This is a genomic window from Pseudomonas sp. 5.2, assembly GCF_059025405.1.
In genome coordinates, this window is record NZ_JBYBHH010000010.1 from 155,405 (window position 1) to 172,073 (window position 16,669).

The following is a 16,669-nucleotide window of genomic DNA, read 5'->3' on the forward strand; positions in this document are numbered from 1 at the left end:
CTTCGCCATGACTAGCCCGATTGCAAAATCCGTCGCACCGGCCAGCCCGGTGGACCAAAGCCTGCTCTACCCCTCGCCGTACAAGGAATTCTGGCACGCCTTCTCGCGCAACAAAGGCGCGGTGATGGGCCTGGCCTTCATGTGCCTGGTGGTGTTCTGCGCCCTGTTCGCCCCTTGGGTCGCACCGCATGACCCGAGCGAGCAGTACCGCGACTTCCTGCTGACCCCGCCGGTGTGGCTCGAAGGCGGTACCTGGCAGTTCATCCTCGGCACCGACGAACTGGGCCGCGACCTGCTGTCGCGCTTGATCCAGGGCGCCCGGCTGTCATTGCTGATCGGCCTGTCGTCGGTGGTGATGTCGCTGATCCCGGGGATTCTGCTGGGCCTGCTGGCCGGCTTCTTTCCGCACTTCCTCGGCCCCTCGATCATGCGCCTGATGGACGTGATGCTGGCCCTGCCCTCGCTGCTACTGGCCGTGGCCATCGTCGCCATCCTCGGCCCTGGCCTGATCAACACGGTGATCGCCATCGCCATCGTCTCGTTGCCTGCCTATGTGCGCCTGACCCGCGCCGCGGTAATGGGCGAACTCAACCGCGACTACGTCACCGCCGCCCGCCTGGCCGGTGCCAGCTTGCCGCGGCTGATGTTCGTCACCGTGCTGCCCAACTGCATGGCGCCGCTGATCGTGCAGGCCACCTTGAGTTTCTCCTCGGCGATCCTCGACGCCGCGGCCCTGGGCTTCCTCGGCCTGGGCGTGCAACCGCCCACCCCCGAGTGGGGCACCATGCTGGCCTCGGCCCGCGACTACATCGAGCGGGCCTGGTGGGTGGTGAGCCTGCCGGGGGTGACCATTCTGCTCAGCGTGCTGGCAATCAACCTGATGGGCGACGGACTGCGCGATGCGCTGGACCCGAAACTCAAGAACGCCGCCTGAGGAGAACGCCATGTCACTGTTGCAGATCAACAACCTCAATGTGCGCTTCGGCGATGCCCATGCAGTGCCGGTAGTGGATGGCCTGGACCTGGCCGTGGATGCCGGTGAGATCCTGGCCATCGTCGGCGAGTCCGGCTCGGGCAAATCCGTGACCATGATGGCCCTGATGGGCCTGATCGACGCCCCCGGGCGCATCACCGCCGATACCATGACGTTCAACGGCACCGACATGCTCAAGCTCAGCGGCCGCCAGCGGCGCAAGGTGGTGGGCAAGGACATCGCCATGGTCTTCCAGGACCCGATGACCGCGCTCAACCCGAGCTTCACCGTGGGCTACCAGATTGAAGAAGTGCTGCGCCAGCACCTGGGCCTGAAGGGCAAGGCTGCGCGCCAGCGGGCCCTGGAACTGTTGAAAAAGGTCGAAATCCCCGCCGCGGAAAGCCGCCTGGACGCGTATCCGCACCAGCTGTCTGGCGGCATGAGCCAGCGCGTGGCGATCGCCATGGCGATTGCCGGCGAACCCAAGCTGCTGATCGCCGACGAACCCACCACCGCCCTCGACGTGACCATCCAGGCGCAGATCATGGAGCTGCTGGTCAACCTGCAGAAAGAGCGCAACATGGCGCTCATTCTCATTACCCATGACCTGGCCGTAGTGGCTGAAACCGCCCGGCGCGTGTGTGTGATGTACGCCGGGCAAGCGGTAGAAGTGGGCCAGGTGCCCGAGCTGTTCGACGTCCCCGCCCACCCCTACAGCGAAGCCCTGCTGGCAGCGATCCCCGAGCACAGCCTGGGCGCCGAGCGCCTGGCCACCCTGCCCGGCATCGTCCCTGGCCGTTACGACCGGCCGCAAGGTTGCCTGCTGTCGCCGCGCTGCCCGTATGTGCAGGACAACTGCCGGCAACAACGCCCGCCCCTCGCCCCCCAGGCACACAGCCTGGTGCGTTGCTTCTACCCGCTGAACCAGGAGGTGGCGTGATGGCCGTCGTACTTACTGCCCGCGAGCTGACTCGCCATTACGAAGTATCCCGCGGCCTGTTCAAGGGCCATGCCCTGGTGCGTGCGCTCAATGGCGTATCGTTCGAGCTGGAGGCCGGCAAGACCCTGGCTGTGGTCGGTGAATCCGGCTGTGGCAAATCGACCCTGGCCCGCGCCCTGACCTTGATCGAAGAGCCCTCCTCCGGCTCGCTGCAGATCGCCGGCACCGAGGTCACAGGCGCCAGCAAGGCCGAGCGCAAGCAATTGCGCCGCGATGTGCAGATGGTCTTCCAGAGCCCGTATGCCTCGCTGAACCCGCGCCAGAAGATCGGCGACCAACTGGCCGAGCCACTGCTGATCAATACCTCGCTGAACAAGGCCGAGCGGCGCGAGAAAGTGCAGAAGATGATGGAGCAGGTCGGCCTGCGACCCGAGCACTACCAGCGCTACCCGCACATGTTTTCGGGGGGGCAGCGCCAACGTATCGCCCTGGCCCGGGCCATGATGCTGCAGCCCAAGGTGCTGGTGGCGGACGAGCCGACCTCTGCACTCGACGTGTCGATCCAGGCACAGGTGCTGAACCTGTTCATGGACCTGCAGAAGGAATTCAACACCGCTTACGTGTTCATCTCGCACAACCTGGCGGTGGTGCGGCATGTGGCGGATCAGGTGTTGGTGATGTACCTGGGGCGGCCGGCGGAGATGGGGCCGAAGGCGGATATCTACGAGAAGCCGCTGCACCCTTATACACAGGCATTGCTGTCGGCAACGCCGGCGATTCATCCAGACCCGTTGAAGCCTAAGATTCGCATTGCGGGGGAATTACCCAACCCATTGAACCCGCCGGATGGCTGCGCGTTTCACAAGCGTTGCCCGTATGCGACGGAGCGGTGTGCTGTTGAAGTGCCGGCCTTCAGGCAAGTGGGAACCCGGCAAGTCGCCTGCCATTATGCAGAGCAATTTCTCTAGGTCGGTGTGACATTCTTCGCGGGGCAAGCCCGCTCCCACAGGTATCACACTGCCCTCAAGAACAGTGTGAGATCTGTGGGAGCGGGCTTGCCCCGCGAAGGGCCGCAAAGCGGCCCCATCGTCTCAATGCATGAATATCGCGATCAGGATGATCACCGGAATCGGTACCCCAAGCATCCACAGCAGTAATGAGCGCATGTTGTTTCTCCTTCCTTAACGTTGAATGCTTCGATGGGTCGTGTAGCCCACGCCTTCCCCTTCCAGCCACAGCACGCGATCACGCTGACGGCCACCGAACAACGCAGCCAGGCTGGCAAAGAACGCACCGCAGAGCAGCGCAACGAAGGTCCACAGCGCCGTCCAGGCCGCCACTTTGGCCGCCGTATCAGCCGCCTGTTTTGCCTGCACCTTGGCCTGCTGCACTTGGGCGTACACTTCATCTACCCGTGCTTCGGCTTCCGCCTGGCTCAAGCGGGTACGCTGGGCCACCAATTGCGCGAGATACGCGCGGTCACCTTCAGCCAGCGTGCCACCCTGCGCGATGGACTTGGCCAGGATGCGCGCCGCTACGCCATTGGCAGCATCGTCGCTGACCGCTGCCGGGCCATCGCTACGGAACAGGCTGTCGACGAAGTAACCATTGGCATCAGGCTTGGGCGCCATGCTCGCAGCCGCCCCAACCGCCGTCGCCCCGGCCTGCACGCCCGCACCGGCCAAACCACCGACGGTGCCAACGATCAGCATGGCCGCAACCAGCGTGGCCACTGCCCAGGCGAGGAAGCCATGGGCCGTGTCGCGGAAATACACTTCATCGCCATGCAGATTGGCCCACTTCACCCGCAGCCGGCCGGCGATATAGCCGCCCAGGCCTGAAGCGAGAATCTGCGTCAACAACAACCAGATGATCGCCGACACGCCCAAGGTCTGGGCGCTGGCGCCTTCATCTGCCCAGGGCGAAGTGGCGGCAAAGCCAAGCCCCGCACCGAGCACCACAAGGATCAAAGACAGCGCGGCAGCAGCAGCGGCACCCGCGAAGATGGCCGCCCAGGACACGCCTGAACGATTCTGGGAATCGACATACGGATATTCGGCAGAGGGGATCATGGTTTTTCGCCTTTATTGTGAGCATCGGGACCAGTCGCGTGATGATCGGTGCAGAGGCCGTGCCACATGTGTCAAAAAATGACTTTCAAGCGAATCAACGGGTTAGCTCAAACACGTTTCCTGGAGTCGTGCAAAACACCCGGTTTGCTCGTACAGGCTCAGGGTTTATGCAATGTCTTCTGGCCGCGCCCACTGGCTTGCCTACCGCCACTGCCCCCGGCACTATTTGCCAATGCGTCCTACCCCCCCTGCCGACGGCCCCGAACAAACGCCCATCACCGCCGAAACCGTGATGCGCTATCACCTGTGCTGGAAGCACCGCGACCTCGACGGCGTCATTGCGCTGTATCACCCAGACGTGCGGTACCACGACTTCTTCCAGAACCGCGTGCTCGGCTTCAACGGCCTGCGCGACTACGTGCGCGCCAGCCTGCCACGTGAGGCGGGTGAAGATATCGTCCACAGCGACCGTATCCGCATCGATGGCTGCACAGCTTTCATCCAGTACCAAGTCACCGTGCAAGGCGGCGAAGGCCTGGTCGCGTTCCAGTCCAGCGAGGCCATCACCGTCAAGGATGGCCTGATCTGGCGGGTCAACGAATACGCCACGCTGGTGCGACAGCAGGGTAAGGGCCTGACCAACGCCGGCCCGCGACCGGCCACCAGCCGCCTCGGGCTTTCGCCGCGCCAGCTGTCGACCATGGCCCAGGACCTTGAGCACTACTTTCAGCGTCAACGCCCCTACCTCGACCCGGAACTGGACCTGCAACAGGTCGCCGATGCCAGCGGCTACAGCCGCAACCAGATCTCCTACCTGCTCAACCAGGTGCTGGGCCAAAGCTTCTACCGCTACGTCAACCAGGCGCGCCTGCAGCACCTGATGGCCAGCCTGGACGACAATACTGCCCAGGCTCCGATCGACGACCTGGCATTCAGCGCGGGCTTCAATTCGCTGTCGGCGTTCTACAAGTGCTTCCGCGAAAACACCGGACTCACGCCCAAGGCCTACCTCAAGCAAATTTCTCTGCGTGCACGCACGTAAGACAGCCGCTGGCTGACAGCACTAGGATCGCCCACAGACCTTGACCGATGTGGAGCCGAACCCGATGCAACCCCTGCGCACGCTCAGCCTGTGGATGGACCAGCTCGACGAGCCGCTGTGCGCGCGCCCGGCACTGCGCGATGACCTCGACGTTGACGTGTGCATCATCGGCGCCGGTTATACCGGCCTGTGGACCGCGTACTACCTCAAGCGCCAGGCGCCACAGTTGAACATCGCGGTGATCGAGGCCAACATCGCCGGCTTCGGCGCCTCCGGGCGCAATGGCGGCTGGCTGATGGGCAACCTGCTCGGCGAGGACCGCCTGCTGGCCAGCCTGTCGCCGCAACAACGCCGCGCCAGCATCGACCTGCTGCACGGCATTCCCGATGAAGTGCACGCCGTGCTGCAACGCGAAGCCATCGACTGCGATTACCGCAAAGGTGGCGTGCTGTATTGCGCTGCCCGCTACCCCGAGCAGGAGCGCAGCCTGCGCGCCTACCTGGACGACCTCTATCGCCAGGGCATGACCGAGGATGACTACCGCTGGCTGCGCCCCGAGCAGCTGGACGCCCAGTTGCGGGTCAGCAACGCCTACGGTGCGATCTACAGCCCGCACACCGCAACGATCCAGCCAGCCAAGCTGGCGCGCGGCCTGGCCCGGGCGGTAGAAAACCTCGGCGTGCCGATTTACGAGAACACCCCTGCCATCGACTGGCAGCCGGGTGAAGTGCGTACCCCGCTGGCACGCATCCGCTGCCAGTGGACGGTGCCCGCTGTGGAAGGTTACGCCGCCAGCCTGCCACCGCTGGGCAAGCATCAGTTGCCAGTGCAGAGCCTGCTGGTGGCCACCGAGCCACTGCCGGAATCGACCTGGGAGCAGATCGGCCTGAGCCAGGGCCAGGCGTTCAGCGAAAGCAGCCGCCAGGTTACCTATGGCCAGCGCACGGCCGACAATCGCCTGGTGTTCGGCGCCCGCGGCGGCTACCGCTTCGGTGGCCGGCTACGCGAAGACTTCACCCTGACCGATGCCGAGGTTGACCTGCGCCGCTACCTATTCAGCGAGCTGTTCCCCCAGCTCAAGCATGTGCGCATCACCCATTCCTGGGGCGGCAACCTGGGCATGGCCCGGCGCTTCCGCCCGCACATGCTGTGCGACCGCCAACGCGGTATTGCCCTGGCCGGCGGCTACGGCGGCGAAGGCGTCGGTGCCACCAACCTCGGCGGGCGCACCCTGGCTGCGCTGATTCTCAACCAGCACAACGCACTGACCGCACAACCCTGGGTGCTCGACAACCGTCCGCTGTCGAGCCTGGCCACCTGGCCGGCCGAGCCCTGCCGCTGGCTGGGCTACAACGCGATCATCCAAAGCTTCGTGCACGAGGACCGAACCCTCGCCAACCCCGCCAGCGCGCCTTGGAGGCGGCGCCTGGCCAGCTCGCTCGCAGACTTCATGGAAGGCTTCATGCAGTGATAAAGCTGCAGGTGCAATTAGCATGGCTTTTGTAGGAGCAGCCTTGTGCTGCGAAGAGGCCGGTGAAACCACCACCTATGTGGGTGTTATTACCGGCCTCTTCGCAGCACAAGGCTGCTCCTACAGGGGGCTTGATCAGCCCTGGGATCAGTGGTGTTCGCGGGTGGCGCAGACACGGATCTGGGCAATCAGCATCAACAGGGCTTTTTGTAGGAGCAGCCTTGTGCTGCGAAGAGGCCGGTGAAACCACCACCTAATGTGGGTGATATTACCGGCCTCTTCGCAGCACAAGGCTGCGCCTACAGGGGGCTAGATCAGCCCTGGGGTCAGTGGTGTTCGCGGGTAGCGCGGAACTTGACGTCCGGCCAGCGCTCTTCCATCAGCGACAGGTTGACCCGGGTCGGCGCCAGGTAGGTCAGGTGACCGCCACCGTCGATGGCCAGGTTCTCCATGGCCTTGGTCTGGAATTCCTCGAGCTTCTTCTTGTCGTCACAGCTGATCCAGCGCGCGGACCACACAGTGATCGGCTCGTAGGCGCATTCGACCTTGTACTCTTCCTTCAGGCGGCTGGCGACCACGTCGAACTGCAGCACACCGACCGCACCGAGGATGATGTCGTTGCTGCGTTCTGGGAAGAACACCTGGGTCGCGCCCTCTTCGGCCAATTGCTGCAGGCCCTGACGCAACTGCTTGGACTTGAGCGGGTCTTTCAGGCGCACACGGCGGAAAAGCTCTGGAGCGAAGTGCGGAATACCGGTGAAGCCCAGCGCCTCGCCTTCGGTGAAGGTGTCGCCGATCTGGATGGTGCCGTGGTTGTGCAGGCCGATGATGTCGCCAGCAAAGGCTTCTTCCAGCTGCTCGCGCTCGGAAGAGAAGAAGGTCAGCGCGTCACCGATGCGCAGGTCCTTGCCGGTACGCACGTGGCGCATTTTCATGCCCTTCTCGTACTTGCCCGAGCAGATGCGCATGAAGGCGATACGGTCGCGGTGTTTCGGGTCCATGTTCGCCTGGATCTTGAACACGAAGCCTGTGAACTTCTCTTCCACCGGCTCCACGGTACGCTCGTGGGCCACACGGGCCAGCGGGCGCGGCGCCCAGTCGACAACGGCGTCGAGCACATGGTCGACACCGAAGTTGCCCAGTGCGGTACCGAAGAACACCGGCGTCAGCTGGCCATTGATGAACTCGTCCTGATCGAATTCGTGGCAAGCGCCCTGAACCAGCTCAAGCTGCTCGAGGAAGCGATCATATTCGTCACCCAGGTGCGCACGGGCTTCATCGGAATCGAGCTTCTCGATGATCTTGACCTCGGTACGCTCATGGCCGTGGCCCGGGGTGTAAACGATGATGTAGTCGCCGGCCAGGTGGTACACGCCCTTGAAATCGCGGTAGCAACCGATCGGCCAGGTGATCGGCGCGGCCTTGATCTTCAGAACGGCTTCGATCTCGTCGAGCAGTTCGATCGGGTCGCGGATGTCACGGTCGAGTTTGTTGATGAAGCTGACGATGGGCGTGTCGCGCAGGCGGCAGACGTCCATCAGGGCGATGGTGCGCGGCTCTACGCCTTTACCGCCGTCGAGCACCATCAGCGCCGAGTCCACTGCGGTCAGGGTGCGGTAGGTGTCTTCCGAGAAGTCTTCGTGGCCGGGGGTGTCGAGCAGGTTGATCATGTGCTCGCGGTACGGGAACTGCATCACCGAGGTGGTGATCGAGATGCCGCGCTGCTTCTCCATTTCCATCCAGTCGGAGGTGGCGTGGCGGTCGGACTTGCGCGACTTCACGGTACCGGCGACGGCAATGGCCTTGCCCATCAGCAGGAGCTTCTCGGTGATGGTGGTCTTACCGGCGTCGGGGTGGGAAATAATGGCGAAAGTGCGGCGCTTCGCGACTTCGGCGGCCTGGTTGGTCATGGGAAATCGCCTGACTGGGGGATTCAAAAAGGGGCGATATCATACCTGAAGTTGGGCGGGGACCAAAATTTGATCCCCGCCGTTGGTCAATGACGGTCAATCAGGCGCGCTTTGCCTGATCCTCACAAAAGCCGTCAAGCGTTACAGGTGGACGGCCAGGCATATGAACGACGAGCTCCAGGGTGCCACCCAATGCTTCCACATAACTGCGCAGGGTCGAAATCAACATGTCACTGCGCTTCTCCACCTTGGATATGTTGCCCTGACGAATGTCCAGACGCTCTGCCAAACCTTCTTGAGTGAATTCGAGCTGTTTACGCAATGCCTGAAGCGTCATTTCTTCGCGAATCAATTGACGCCCCAGCTGCTCCACCCGCTCCCTGCGTTCAGGGGACAATCCGTTGATGACCTCATCAAGTGTCTTGGACATCTTTCTCTCCTCTCGACAGGTGATTCTCAAAGCGAGCGTCTGCTTGCTTGATCAACCCCTGATAAAACCTGTGCTCCCCGACACCGCACTTGTCACCTGCCACCAGGATGACTGCCTGACGGTCAGGATCAAAAGCAAATGCGACCCGCCAGACCGCATTGCGCCCAGTGAATCTCAACTCCTTCATGTTCGGATATCGGGATCCATTCAATGTATCGACATGAGGTCGCCCAAGCGCTGGCCCTGATGATTGCAGCAACCGCAGGTGACCCAGCATTCGCTCCTGAACGCTGTCATCCAACGCATCGAAATCGCTGATGAACTCCTCACAAAATCTGATCGTCCACGCCAACAAAATACCTCCAGAGGAATATTCCCTCAAGTAAATATTGAAAGAAACGAGAGGGGAATTTTGTCCATCAGCACAATTGGATTGATAGCAGGTAAACCAACGCCTTTACGTAGGAATAACGTTGTTTTCTCGTATGAAAAAACACCTCTCCCAGTGATTAACACTGGCCAAATGCCGCCTCAGATGGGAACCTTTACGCCCTCGGAGACGTCCACTCCCCTGCAACCCGCTTCGGTTGGGGACTGGTTTCATCAGCTTTTTCGGGCCCGACGGGGTTCGGCTCATGGCCTGATCGCAGCCTTCGGTTGCTTCACGCTGCTACTCGCGAACACACCACTCGCTGCCAGGTATGGCCGGCCAAAAAAAGAGTGTGCTCGCCGACAACACAAGGAGTCCGCCTGTGGCTACACGCTACGGAAAAGGGCTGTTGGGATGCGCCACCGTGCTCGTCATCCTGGCCCTGCTGATCCACTGGATCGGCATCGACACGATCGCGCGTTACCGCGACGATCTTGGGTTCTACCTGCAAGCGCACCTGATACTGGTGCTGGCTTCGATGGCGGCGGCGTTGGCCGTGGGCATCCCCGCTGGCATTGCGCTAAGTCGACCGCACCGGGTCGACAAAGCCGAGCGCTTCATGCAGTTCTTCAACGTTGGCAACACCATCCCCCCGCTGGCCGTTCTGGCCATCGCGCTCAGTATCCTGGGCATCGGCGCCGGGCCCGCGATCTTCGCGCTGTTCCTCGCCTCCCTCCTGCCCATCGTGCGCAACACTTACGAAGGCCTGAAAAACGTCCCCGCCTCGCTCAAGGAAGCCGCCACCGGCATCGGCATGACCCCGCGCCAGCAACTGTGGCAGGTGGAACTGCCCAATGCCGTGCCAATCATCGTCGGCGGTGTGCGTGTAGCCCTGGCGCTGAACGTGGGCACCGCACCCCTGGCATTCCTGATTGGCGCCAACAGCCTGGGCAGCCTGATTTTCCCTGGCATTGCCTTGAACAACCAGCCGCAGCTGCTGCTGGGCGCCGCGTGTACGGCGCTGCTGGCATTGCTGCTCGACGCCCTGGTGAGCTTCTCCAGCAAGCGCTGGCTGGAACGTGGCCTGGCCCAATAAGACGAGGGAACGTATGAAGAAGAGAATCGCCTTGCTGCTCGGCGCAGCCCTGCTGTTTACAGGTGTTGCCCAGGCAGCGGACAAACCGCTGGTGCGTATCGGTGCGAGGGTGTTCACCGAACAGACCGTGCTTGCCGAAATTACCGCCCAATACCTGCGCGCCAACGGCTTCGATGTGCGCGTGACCACCGGCCTTGGCAGCAGCATTGCACGCCAAGCGCAGGAAACCGGCCAGCTCGACCTGATGTGGGAGTACACCGGTGTGTCGTTGGTGTCGTACAACCACATCGATGAACGCATGCCAAACGCCGAAGCCACTTACGCCAAGGTCAAGGCGCTTGATGCGAAAAAAGACCTGATCTGGCTGACCCCGTCGAAATTCAGCAACACCTATGCCCTTGGCCTGCCTAAAGAGGTCGCCGAGGCCTACCCGCAGGTGAATACGATCAGCGACCTCAACCAGGTGCTACGTGACGAAAGCAAACGCAACCACCTGGTAGCCCTGGACACCGAGTTCGCCAATCGCCCGGACGGCCTGGTCGGCCTCAAAGCCATGTACGACCTGCAAGTCGGCAGGGCCAACATCCGCCAGATGGACGCGGGGCTGGTTTACACCGCCATGCACAACAACCAGGTGTTCGCCGGGCTGGTCTACACCACCGACGGGCGCCTGAACGCGTTCGACCTCAAGTTGCTCGAAGACGACAAGCACTACTTCCCTGACTACACCGCTGCGCCTGTCGTACGCAAAGCCGTGCTCGACGCCAACCCGCAACTGGCCGCCCTGCTCAAACCGCTGGCCGAGCAGCTCGACGACGACACCATGCGTCAGCTCAACGCCAAGGTCGACGTCGAACACCAGAACCCGACCGCCGTGGCCGCAGCCTTCCTGCGTGAACACCCCTTGAAGGAGGTACAGCCATGAGCCTGCTCGACACCTTCGCCCACCTCGATTGGGCCCAGGTCCTGCAATTGACCTGGCAGCACATCATGTTGGTCGGCATTGCCGTCAGCCTGGCCATCCTCGTCGGCGTGCCACTGGGCATCCTGATGACTCGCTTCCCGGCCGTCGCCGGCCCCCTGCAAGCCAGTGCCACGGTGCTGCTGACCATCCCCTCGATCGCCCTGTTCGGCCTGCTGCTGCCGTTCTACTCCAAGTTCGGCCAGGGCCTCGGCCCGCTGCCGGCGATCACCGCCGTGTTCCTTTATTCACTGCTGCCGATTCTGCGCAACACCTACCTGGCGCTGACCAACGTCGAGCCCGGCATCCGTGAAGCCGCGCGCGGCATCGGCATGACCTTCGGCCAGCGCTTGCGCATGGTCGAGCTGCCCATCGCGGTGCCGGTGATCCTGGCCGGCGTACGCACCGCCGTGGTGATGAACATCGGCGTGATGACCATTGCCGCGACCATCGGTGCTGGCGGCCTGGGCGTCCTCATCCTCACCTCCATCAGCCGCAGCGACATGTCGATGCTGCTGGTCGGCGCCGTATTGGTCAGCCTGCTGGCGATCATCGCCGACCTGCTGCTGCAAACCCTGCAACGTGCCCTGACTCCAGAAGGACTGCGCTCATGATCGAACTCAAGAACCTCAGCAAAACCTTCAACGTCAACGGCAAGGACGTCAAAGCCGTCGACGCGGTCAACCTCACCGTCAACGAGGGCGAAATCTGCGTGTTCCTCGGCCCCTCGGGCTGCGGCAAGAGCACCACGCTGAAGATGATCAACCGCCTGATCACCCCCACCTCCGGCCAAGTGTTCATCAATGGCGAAGACACCAGCGCGCTGGACGAAGTGACCCTGCGCCGGCGCATCGGCTACGTGATCCAGCAGATCGGCCTGTTCCCCAACATGACCATCGAAGAGAACATCACCGTGGTCCCGCGCCTGCTCGGTTGGGACAAGCAGAAGTGCCACGACCGCGCCCGCGAGCTGATGCACATGATCAAGCTCGAACCCAAGCAGTACCTGCAGCGCTACCCACGCGAGCTGTCCGGCGGCCAGCAGCAGCGTATTGGCGTGATCCGCGCCCTGGCGGCCGAGGCCCCTGTGCTGTTGATGGACGAGCCGTTCGGCGCGGTCGACCCGATCAACCGCGAGATGATCCAGAACGAGTTCTTCGAGATGCAGCGGGCGCTGAACAAGACCGTGATCATGGTCAGCCATGACATCGACGAAGCGATCAAGCTGGGCGACAAGATTGCCATCTTCCGTGCCGGCAAGCTGTTGCAGCTGGACCACCCGGACACCCTGCTGGCGCACCCGGTGGATGATTTTGTCAGCAACTTCGTCGGCCAGGACAGCACATTGAAACGCTTGTTGCTGGTGCGCGCCGAGGATGCGGCAGACAACGCACCGTCGGTAAGCCCGGAGACGCCGGTGAGCGATGCGCTGGAGCTGCTGGACGAGCACGACCGCCGCTATGTGGTAGTGACCGATGCGCAGAACAAGGCGATGGGCTATGTGCGCCGGCGCGACATGCACCGCCAGCAAGGGACCTGTGGCGACTTCCTGCGCCAATTCAACGCTACGGCGTCGCACGATGAGCACTTGCGCATCCTGCTGTCGCGGATGTACGAGTTCAATCGGGCGTGGTTGCCGGTGCTGGATGCCGAGCAGGTGTTTTTGGGCGAGGTGACGCAGGAGTCGATTGCGGCTTACCTGAGTTCGGGGCGTTCGCGGGGGGCGAAGACTTCGATCGTGTCGCCGGCTGAGGCGGTGATTTCATAAAAGCCGGGGGCGCTTTGCGCCCCATTCGCGGGGCAAGCCCGCTCCCACAGGTTAAGCACCAGCCTCAAGGCTTGCAAAAGTCCTGTGGGAGCGGGCTTGTCCCGCGAAGCAGGCGTCGCGGTATCAGAACCCTACACTGGCCTGCACATAGAACGTCCGCGGCTCACCCACATAAATCCCCGCATTGTTATCGCTGGAACGGGTGAAGTACTGCTTGTCGAACAGGTTCTTCACCCCCGCCGCCAGCGTCAGGTTGGACAGCTTCGGCCCGAAGTCGTACCCACCGCGGGCATGCCAGGTCACGTAGCCCGGAATGTCGCCATACTGCCCATCGGCGCTCGGCTCGGTGATGTAGTCGCCATTGAAGCTGCCATCGGCATTGATACCGGTACCCGGCGCGCGCTGCTTGGATTGGGCGTAGGCGTCCAGGTTCCAGGTCCAGTGGTTGACCGCGTAACGCACGCCGGCAGTGGCCACCTGGCGTGAATAGAACGGCAGATCACGGCCCTTGAAACCAGGAATCTCCCCCTCGTAGGTCGCGCGGGTATAGGTATAGCCGCCATTGACCGACAGCCCCTCCAGCCGTGCATCCAGCCCGGCCAGGTCATAGCGCACCGACGCCTCGATCCCTTGGTGCTTGGTGGCGCCCAGGTTGGTCCAGCCGACATCGTTGCTGATGTACTGCAGCTCGTCATCGAAGTCGATGTAGAACGCTGTCAGCTCACCGGCGAAGCCGCCATTGTCATAACGCGTCCCAACCTCGTAGGTCTTGGCCTTTTCCGGCTCCAGGCCATTGGCCGTGCTGTTGCCGGTGCCGCCTTGGCCCAGCTGGAAGTACTGCAGGCTGCCGAACGAGGTCTCGTAGTTGGCGAACACCTTCCAGGCGTCGGAGAGGTGGTACATCACACTCAGCGCCGGCAGCGGCTCGTTGCTGGTGATGCTGCGCTTTTTCTCCGCCACCGGGCGGTTGTTGGCGTCCAGCACCGGGCGGTCGCGCCAGTCGGTGTTGATGTGCTCGAAACGCACGCCCGGGGTGATGGTCCAGTTGCCGACGTCGATCTTGTCATCGATGTAGTAGGCGCTGGCTTCGGTGCCGCCGCTGCGGTCCTGGAACACGTGGCCATCGGAGGTCGGGGTCGACGTCGGTACGTTGTCGATCAGCGCCAGGCGGGTCGACTGCTCGCGCATGGCTTCTTTCAGGTAGCGATAGCCAACACTGACTTCCTGGGTGGTCGGGCCGGCGAAGAAGATCCGCGACACCCGCGGCTCGATGGCGAAGGTGTGGTAGTTGCGCGGGTACGAGGACAAGGTCTTCATGTCACGCGAGGCGATGGCACTGCCGCGAAAACTGTCGGTGTAGTAGGTCAGCACTTCGAACTGGGTGGCGTCGTCGAGCTGGCGCTGCCACTTGAACGACACGTCCTTGCGCCGGCCGGCAAAGTAGTCGTAGTCACGCAGCGACTGGTACGGGTTGCTGTCGTACTGAGCCTGGGTCAAGCCACCGGGCATGTCGGCACGGCCATCGTAGTAGTGGAAGTTGAGCCAGAACTCGTCGACGTCGGTCGGCGCCCAGTGAGTCTTGAGGATGACGTCGTCGATGTCGTTGCCGTTGTTGCTCTCGCGGTAGCCGTTGCCGTTCACCCCGGTGTACAACAGCGCAACGCCCATGCCGTTGTCGGCGGTGCCGCCGACGAAGGCCGATTCGGTGTGCTTCCAGCCGCCGTGCTGCGAGGTTTCCAGGGTGGTGGAAAGTTGCGCCGAGGCCTGCTCCGGGATTGCCCGGGTGACGAAGTTGATCACCCCACCGACGTTCTGCGGGCCATAGCGCACAGAGCCGGCACCGCGCACCACGTCGATGCTGTCGAGGTTGCCCGAAGAGATCGGCGCCATCGACAACTGCGGCTGGCCATAGGGGGCGAAGGCAGCCGGGATGCCATCGATCAACACGGTCGAGCGTGGTGACAAACGCGAGGTCAGGCCGCGCACGCCAACGTTCAGTGAAAGGTCGCTGCCACCGGTGCCATTGGAATCCTGCACCTGTACGCCAGGGATACCGCGCAGCACGTCACGCACGTTCATCGCGCCCTTCTCCACCATGGCCTCACGCCGCACCACGGTGCGCGCGCCTGGGTGGTTCTGGACCACGGCCTGGTCAGCATCGCCCAGCCAGTCACCGACAACCTTGATGTCGGTGGGCGCCAGCTCCAGGCTACCGCTGCCCAGGTCGAGCGTGGTGGGCAGTGGCTTGACCACCACGGTGTCCTGCGACACCTCGAACGTCAGCCCGCTGCCTTGCAGCAACTGGTGCAGGGCCTGCACCGGCGCCAGGTTGCCGGACACTGCCGGGGCCTGTTTACCGGCCACGAGTTCCGGGCTGTAGAACAGCTGCAGGTTGGTTTGCTGGCCCAGCTGGCTTAGGGCCGAAGCCAGCGGTTGCGCCTGGATCTGAATGGCAGTGCCGGCCTGCTCGGCCTGGCTGTTGACGGCCACGGCACTGACCGCAAGGGCCAGCGCCAGGGCGCGCACGCGTGGGAAAGGCTTGTTGTTGTTCACGTCGTCAAGACATCCTGAAGTTCGGGATAAACGCCAACCGCATGCAAATGGAAATGCTTGGCAGTTGCAGCTGGCGAGGAAGACGAACGGGCTGAAAAAAACCTGAATCTATTTCGCGATTATTTCGCGAGAACCGTCTTCATGGGCTTTGATGGCCACCGGCAGAATGCTCGGCAAGGCGCGCAACAAGGCATCGGTGTCGTCGCTGCTGAAGGTGCTGGACAGGCGCAACTGCGCCACCTTGCCGGGGGCAACGCGCAGCGGCTCAGTGCGGTAGCGCGACACTTCGGCCACCACCTCGGCCAGGGTGGCGTTGTCGAACACCAGCTTGCCCTGGCGCCAGGCGGTGAGCGCGGCGGCATTGACCGCGTAGGAAGGCGTCACCTTGCCTTGTGCATCTATATGCGCGCCCAGGCCGGCCGTCAGTTGCGCCTGCGAGGCATCCTTGCCCTGCACACGCACCGAACCCTGCTCCACCGCCACGCGGGTGGCGGCCGGGTCCAGGCGCACATCGAAGCGGGTGCCGGTGACGGTCACGCTGCCTTGGGCGGTGTCGACCACAAACGGCCGGCTGCTGTCGTGGGCCACGATGAACATCGCTTCGCCGGCATTCAGCTGGATGTGCCGACGCCCGGCGCTGAAATCGACCTGCAGTTGCGTGCCGCCGTTCAGCGTCAGTTGCGACCCATCCGGCAACTCGACCTGCCGACGTTCGGCAAAGGCGGTCTGCAGCTGGCCCTGGTGGTTGAGGCGCTGGTACTGCCAGCCACTCCAGGCCACCCCCAGGGCAACCACCGCCACCCCGGCCGCCAGTGCCTGGCGTACCAAGCGCCGGCGTGGCAGTTGATGCACGGGCTCTGGTTGGCACAGCGCCTCGAGGCGCTGGCGTGGAATGAAGTCGGCGGCGCGCCACAGGCTGGCAAGCTGCTCGAATTCATCGCGATGGCGCGGGTCCACTGCCAACCAGGTGTGCAAGCGCGCCTGCAGCTCGGCATCCCGCGGCGCGTCCTGCACGCGGGCGAACCATTCGGCCGCCTGCTCGCGGACGGTGTCGGTGCCGTGCTGTTTCATCGAGGTCTCCTG

The 16,669-nt window shown here is 63.1% G+C and carries 15 protein-coding genes; 9 read left to right on the forward strand and 6 right to left on the reverse strand.

Annotated features, from left to right (window positions below):
* Positions 1-7: 7 nt before the first annotated feature.
* Genes AC5PZ0_RS16870 through AC5PZ0_RS16880 form a run of 3 tightly spaced genes read left to right on the forward strand, consistent with a single transcriptional unit; the run spans position 8 to position 2,881 of the window.
* Positions 8-934, forward strand: coding sequence for an ABC transporter permease subunit (locus AC5PZ0_RS16870; protein ID WP_027595574.1), 927 nt, complete (start codon positions 8-10; stop codon positions 932-934).
* Between the two features lie 10 nt (positions 935-944).
* Entirely contained in the window at positions 945-1,913 is a 969-nt protein-coding gene (locus tag AC5PZ0_RS16875; RefSeq protein ID WP_027595573.1) for an ABC transporter ATP-binding protein, read from the forward strand.
* Positions 1,913-2,881 (forward strand): peptide ABC transporter ATP-binding protein, encoded by a 969-nt coding sequence (locus tag AC5PZ0_RS16880; RefSeq protein ID WP_099428382.1) that lies wholly within the window; start codon positions 1,913-1,915, stop codon positions 2,879-2,881. The genes AC5PZ0_RS16875 and AC5PZ0_RS16880 overlap by 1 nt, the downstream gene beginning before the upstream one ends.
* Positions 2,882-3,094: 213 nt before the next feature.
* Here the strand turns inward: AC5PZ0_RS16880 and AC5PZ0_RS16885 are convergent, their stop codons facing one another.
* Positions 3,095-3,985, reverse strand: a complete 891-nt coding sequence (locus AC5PZ0_RS16885; RefSeq protein ID WP_027595571.1) for a hypothetical protein — start codon at positions 3,983-3,985, stop codon at positions 3,095-3,097.
* A gap of 232 nt (positions 3,986-4,217) precedes the next feature.
* Here AC5PZ0_RS16885 and AC5PZ0_RS16890 point away from each other — a divergent pair, with 232 nt between their 5' ends.
* A complete protein-coding gene (locus AC5PZ0_RS16890) occupies positions 4,218-5,027 on the forward strand; it encodes an AraC family transcriptional regulator (RefSeq protein ID WP_493855362.1) in 810 nt (269 codons plus the stop codon).
* A gap of 64 nt (positions 5,028-5,091) precedes the next feature.
* Positions 5,092-6,498: an NAD(P)/FAD-dependent oxidoreductase gene (locus AC5PZ0_RS16895; protein WP_238210417.1), complete on the forward strand. Its 1,407-nt coding sequence runs from the start codon at positions 5,092-5,094 to the stop codon at positions 6,496-6,498.
* 326 nt (positions 6,499-6,824) lie between these two features.
* On the opposite strand, the gene AC5PZ0_RS16900 is transcribed toward AC5PZ0_RS16895, so the two are convergent.
* From AC5PZ0_RS16900 to AC5PZ0_RS16910, 3 genes are all read right to left on the reverse strand, one after another.
* Positions 6,825-8,408 (reverse strand): peptide chain release factor 3, encoded by a 1,584-nt coding sequence (locus AC5PZ0_RS16900; RefSeq protein WP_027595568.1) that lies wholly within the window; start codon positions 8,406-8,408, stop codon positions 6,825-6,827.
* 100 nt (positions 8,409-8,508) lie between these two features.
* Complete coding sequence (locus tag AC5PZ0_RS16905; RefSeq protein WP_238210419.1) at positions 8,509-8,838, reverse strand: XRE family transcriptional regulator; 330 nt, start codon at positions 8,836-8,838, stop codon at positions 8,509-8,511.
* Positions 8,822-9,190, reverse strand: a complete 369-nt coding sequence (locus AC5PZ0_RS16910; RefSeq protein ID WP_186675578.1) for a type II toxin-antitoxin system RelE/ParE family toxin — start codon at positions 9,188-9,190, stop codon at positions 8,822-8,824. The genes AC5PZ0_RS16905 and AC5PZ0_RS16910 overlap by 17 nt, the downstream gene beginning before the upstream one ends.
* Before the next feature lie 400 nt (positions 9,191-9,590).
* On the opposite strand from AC5PZ0_RS16910, the gene AC5PZ0_RS16915 reads away from it, so the two are divergent.
* Genes AC5PZ0_RS16915 through AC5PZ0_RS16930 form a run of 4 tightly spaced genes read left to right on the forward strand, consistent with a single transcriptional unit; the run spans position 9,591 to position 13,033 of the window.
* Positions 9,591-10,304, forward strand: a complete 714-nt coding sequence (locus AC5PZ0_RS16915) for an ABC transporter permease (protein WP_027595567.1) — start codon at positions 9,591-9,593, stop codon at positions 10,302-10,304.
* 13 nt (positions 10,305-10,317) lie between these two features.
* A complete protein-coding gene (locus AC5PZ0_RS16920; RefSeq protein WP_265970354.1) occupies positions 10,318-11,229 on the forward strand; it encodes a glycine betaine ABC transporter substrate-binding protein in 912 nt (303 codons plus the stop codon).
* Entirely contained in the window at positions 11,226-11,879 is a 654-nt protein-coding gene (locus tag AC5PZ0_RS16925) for an ABC transporter permease (RefSeq protein WP_008090677.1), read from the forward strand. Before AC5PZ0_RS16920 ends, AC5PZ0_RS16925 begins: the two co-directional genes overlap by 4 nt.
* Positions 11,876-13,033, forward strand: a complete 1,158-nt coding sequence (locus tag AC5PZ0_RS16930; RefSeq protein ID WP_339548981.1) for an osmoprotectant ABC transporter ATP-binding protein OsmV — start codon at positions 11,876-11,878, stop codon at positions 13,031-13,033. Before AC5PZ0_RS16925 ends, AC5PZ0_RS16930 begins: the two co-directional genes overlap by 4 nt.
* Before the next feature lie 123 nt (positions 13,034-13,156).
* Here the strand turns inward: AC5PZ0_RS16930 and AC5PZ0_RS16935 are convergent, their stop codons facing one another.
* Both AC5PZ0_RS16935 and AC5PZ0_RS16940 read right to left on the reverse strand, forming a co-directional pair.
* A complete protein-coding gene (locus AC5PZ0_RS16935; protein WP_493855363.1) occupies positions 13,157-15,586 on the reverse strand; it encodes a TonB-dependent siderophore receptor in 2,430 nt (809 codons plus the stop codon).
* 108 nt (positions 15,587-15,694) lie between these two features.
* Positions 15,695-16,657, reverse strand: coding sequence for a FecR family protein (locus AC5PZ0_RS16940; protein WP_493855364.1), 963 nt, complete (start codon positions 16,655-16,657; stop codon positions 15,695-15,697).
* Positions 16,658-16,669 lie beyond the last annotated feature (12 nt).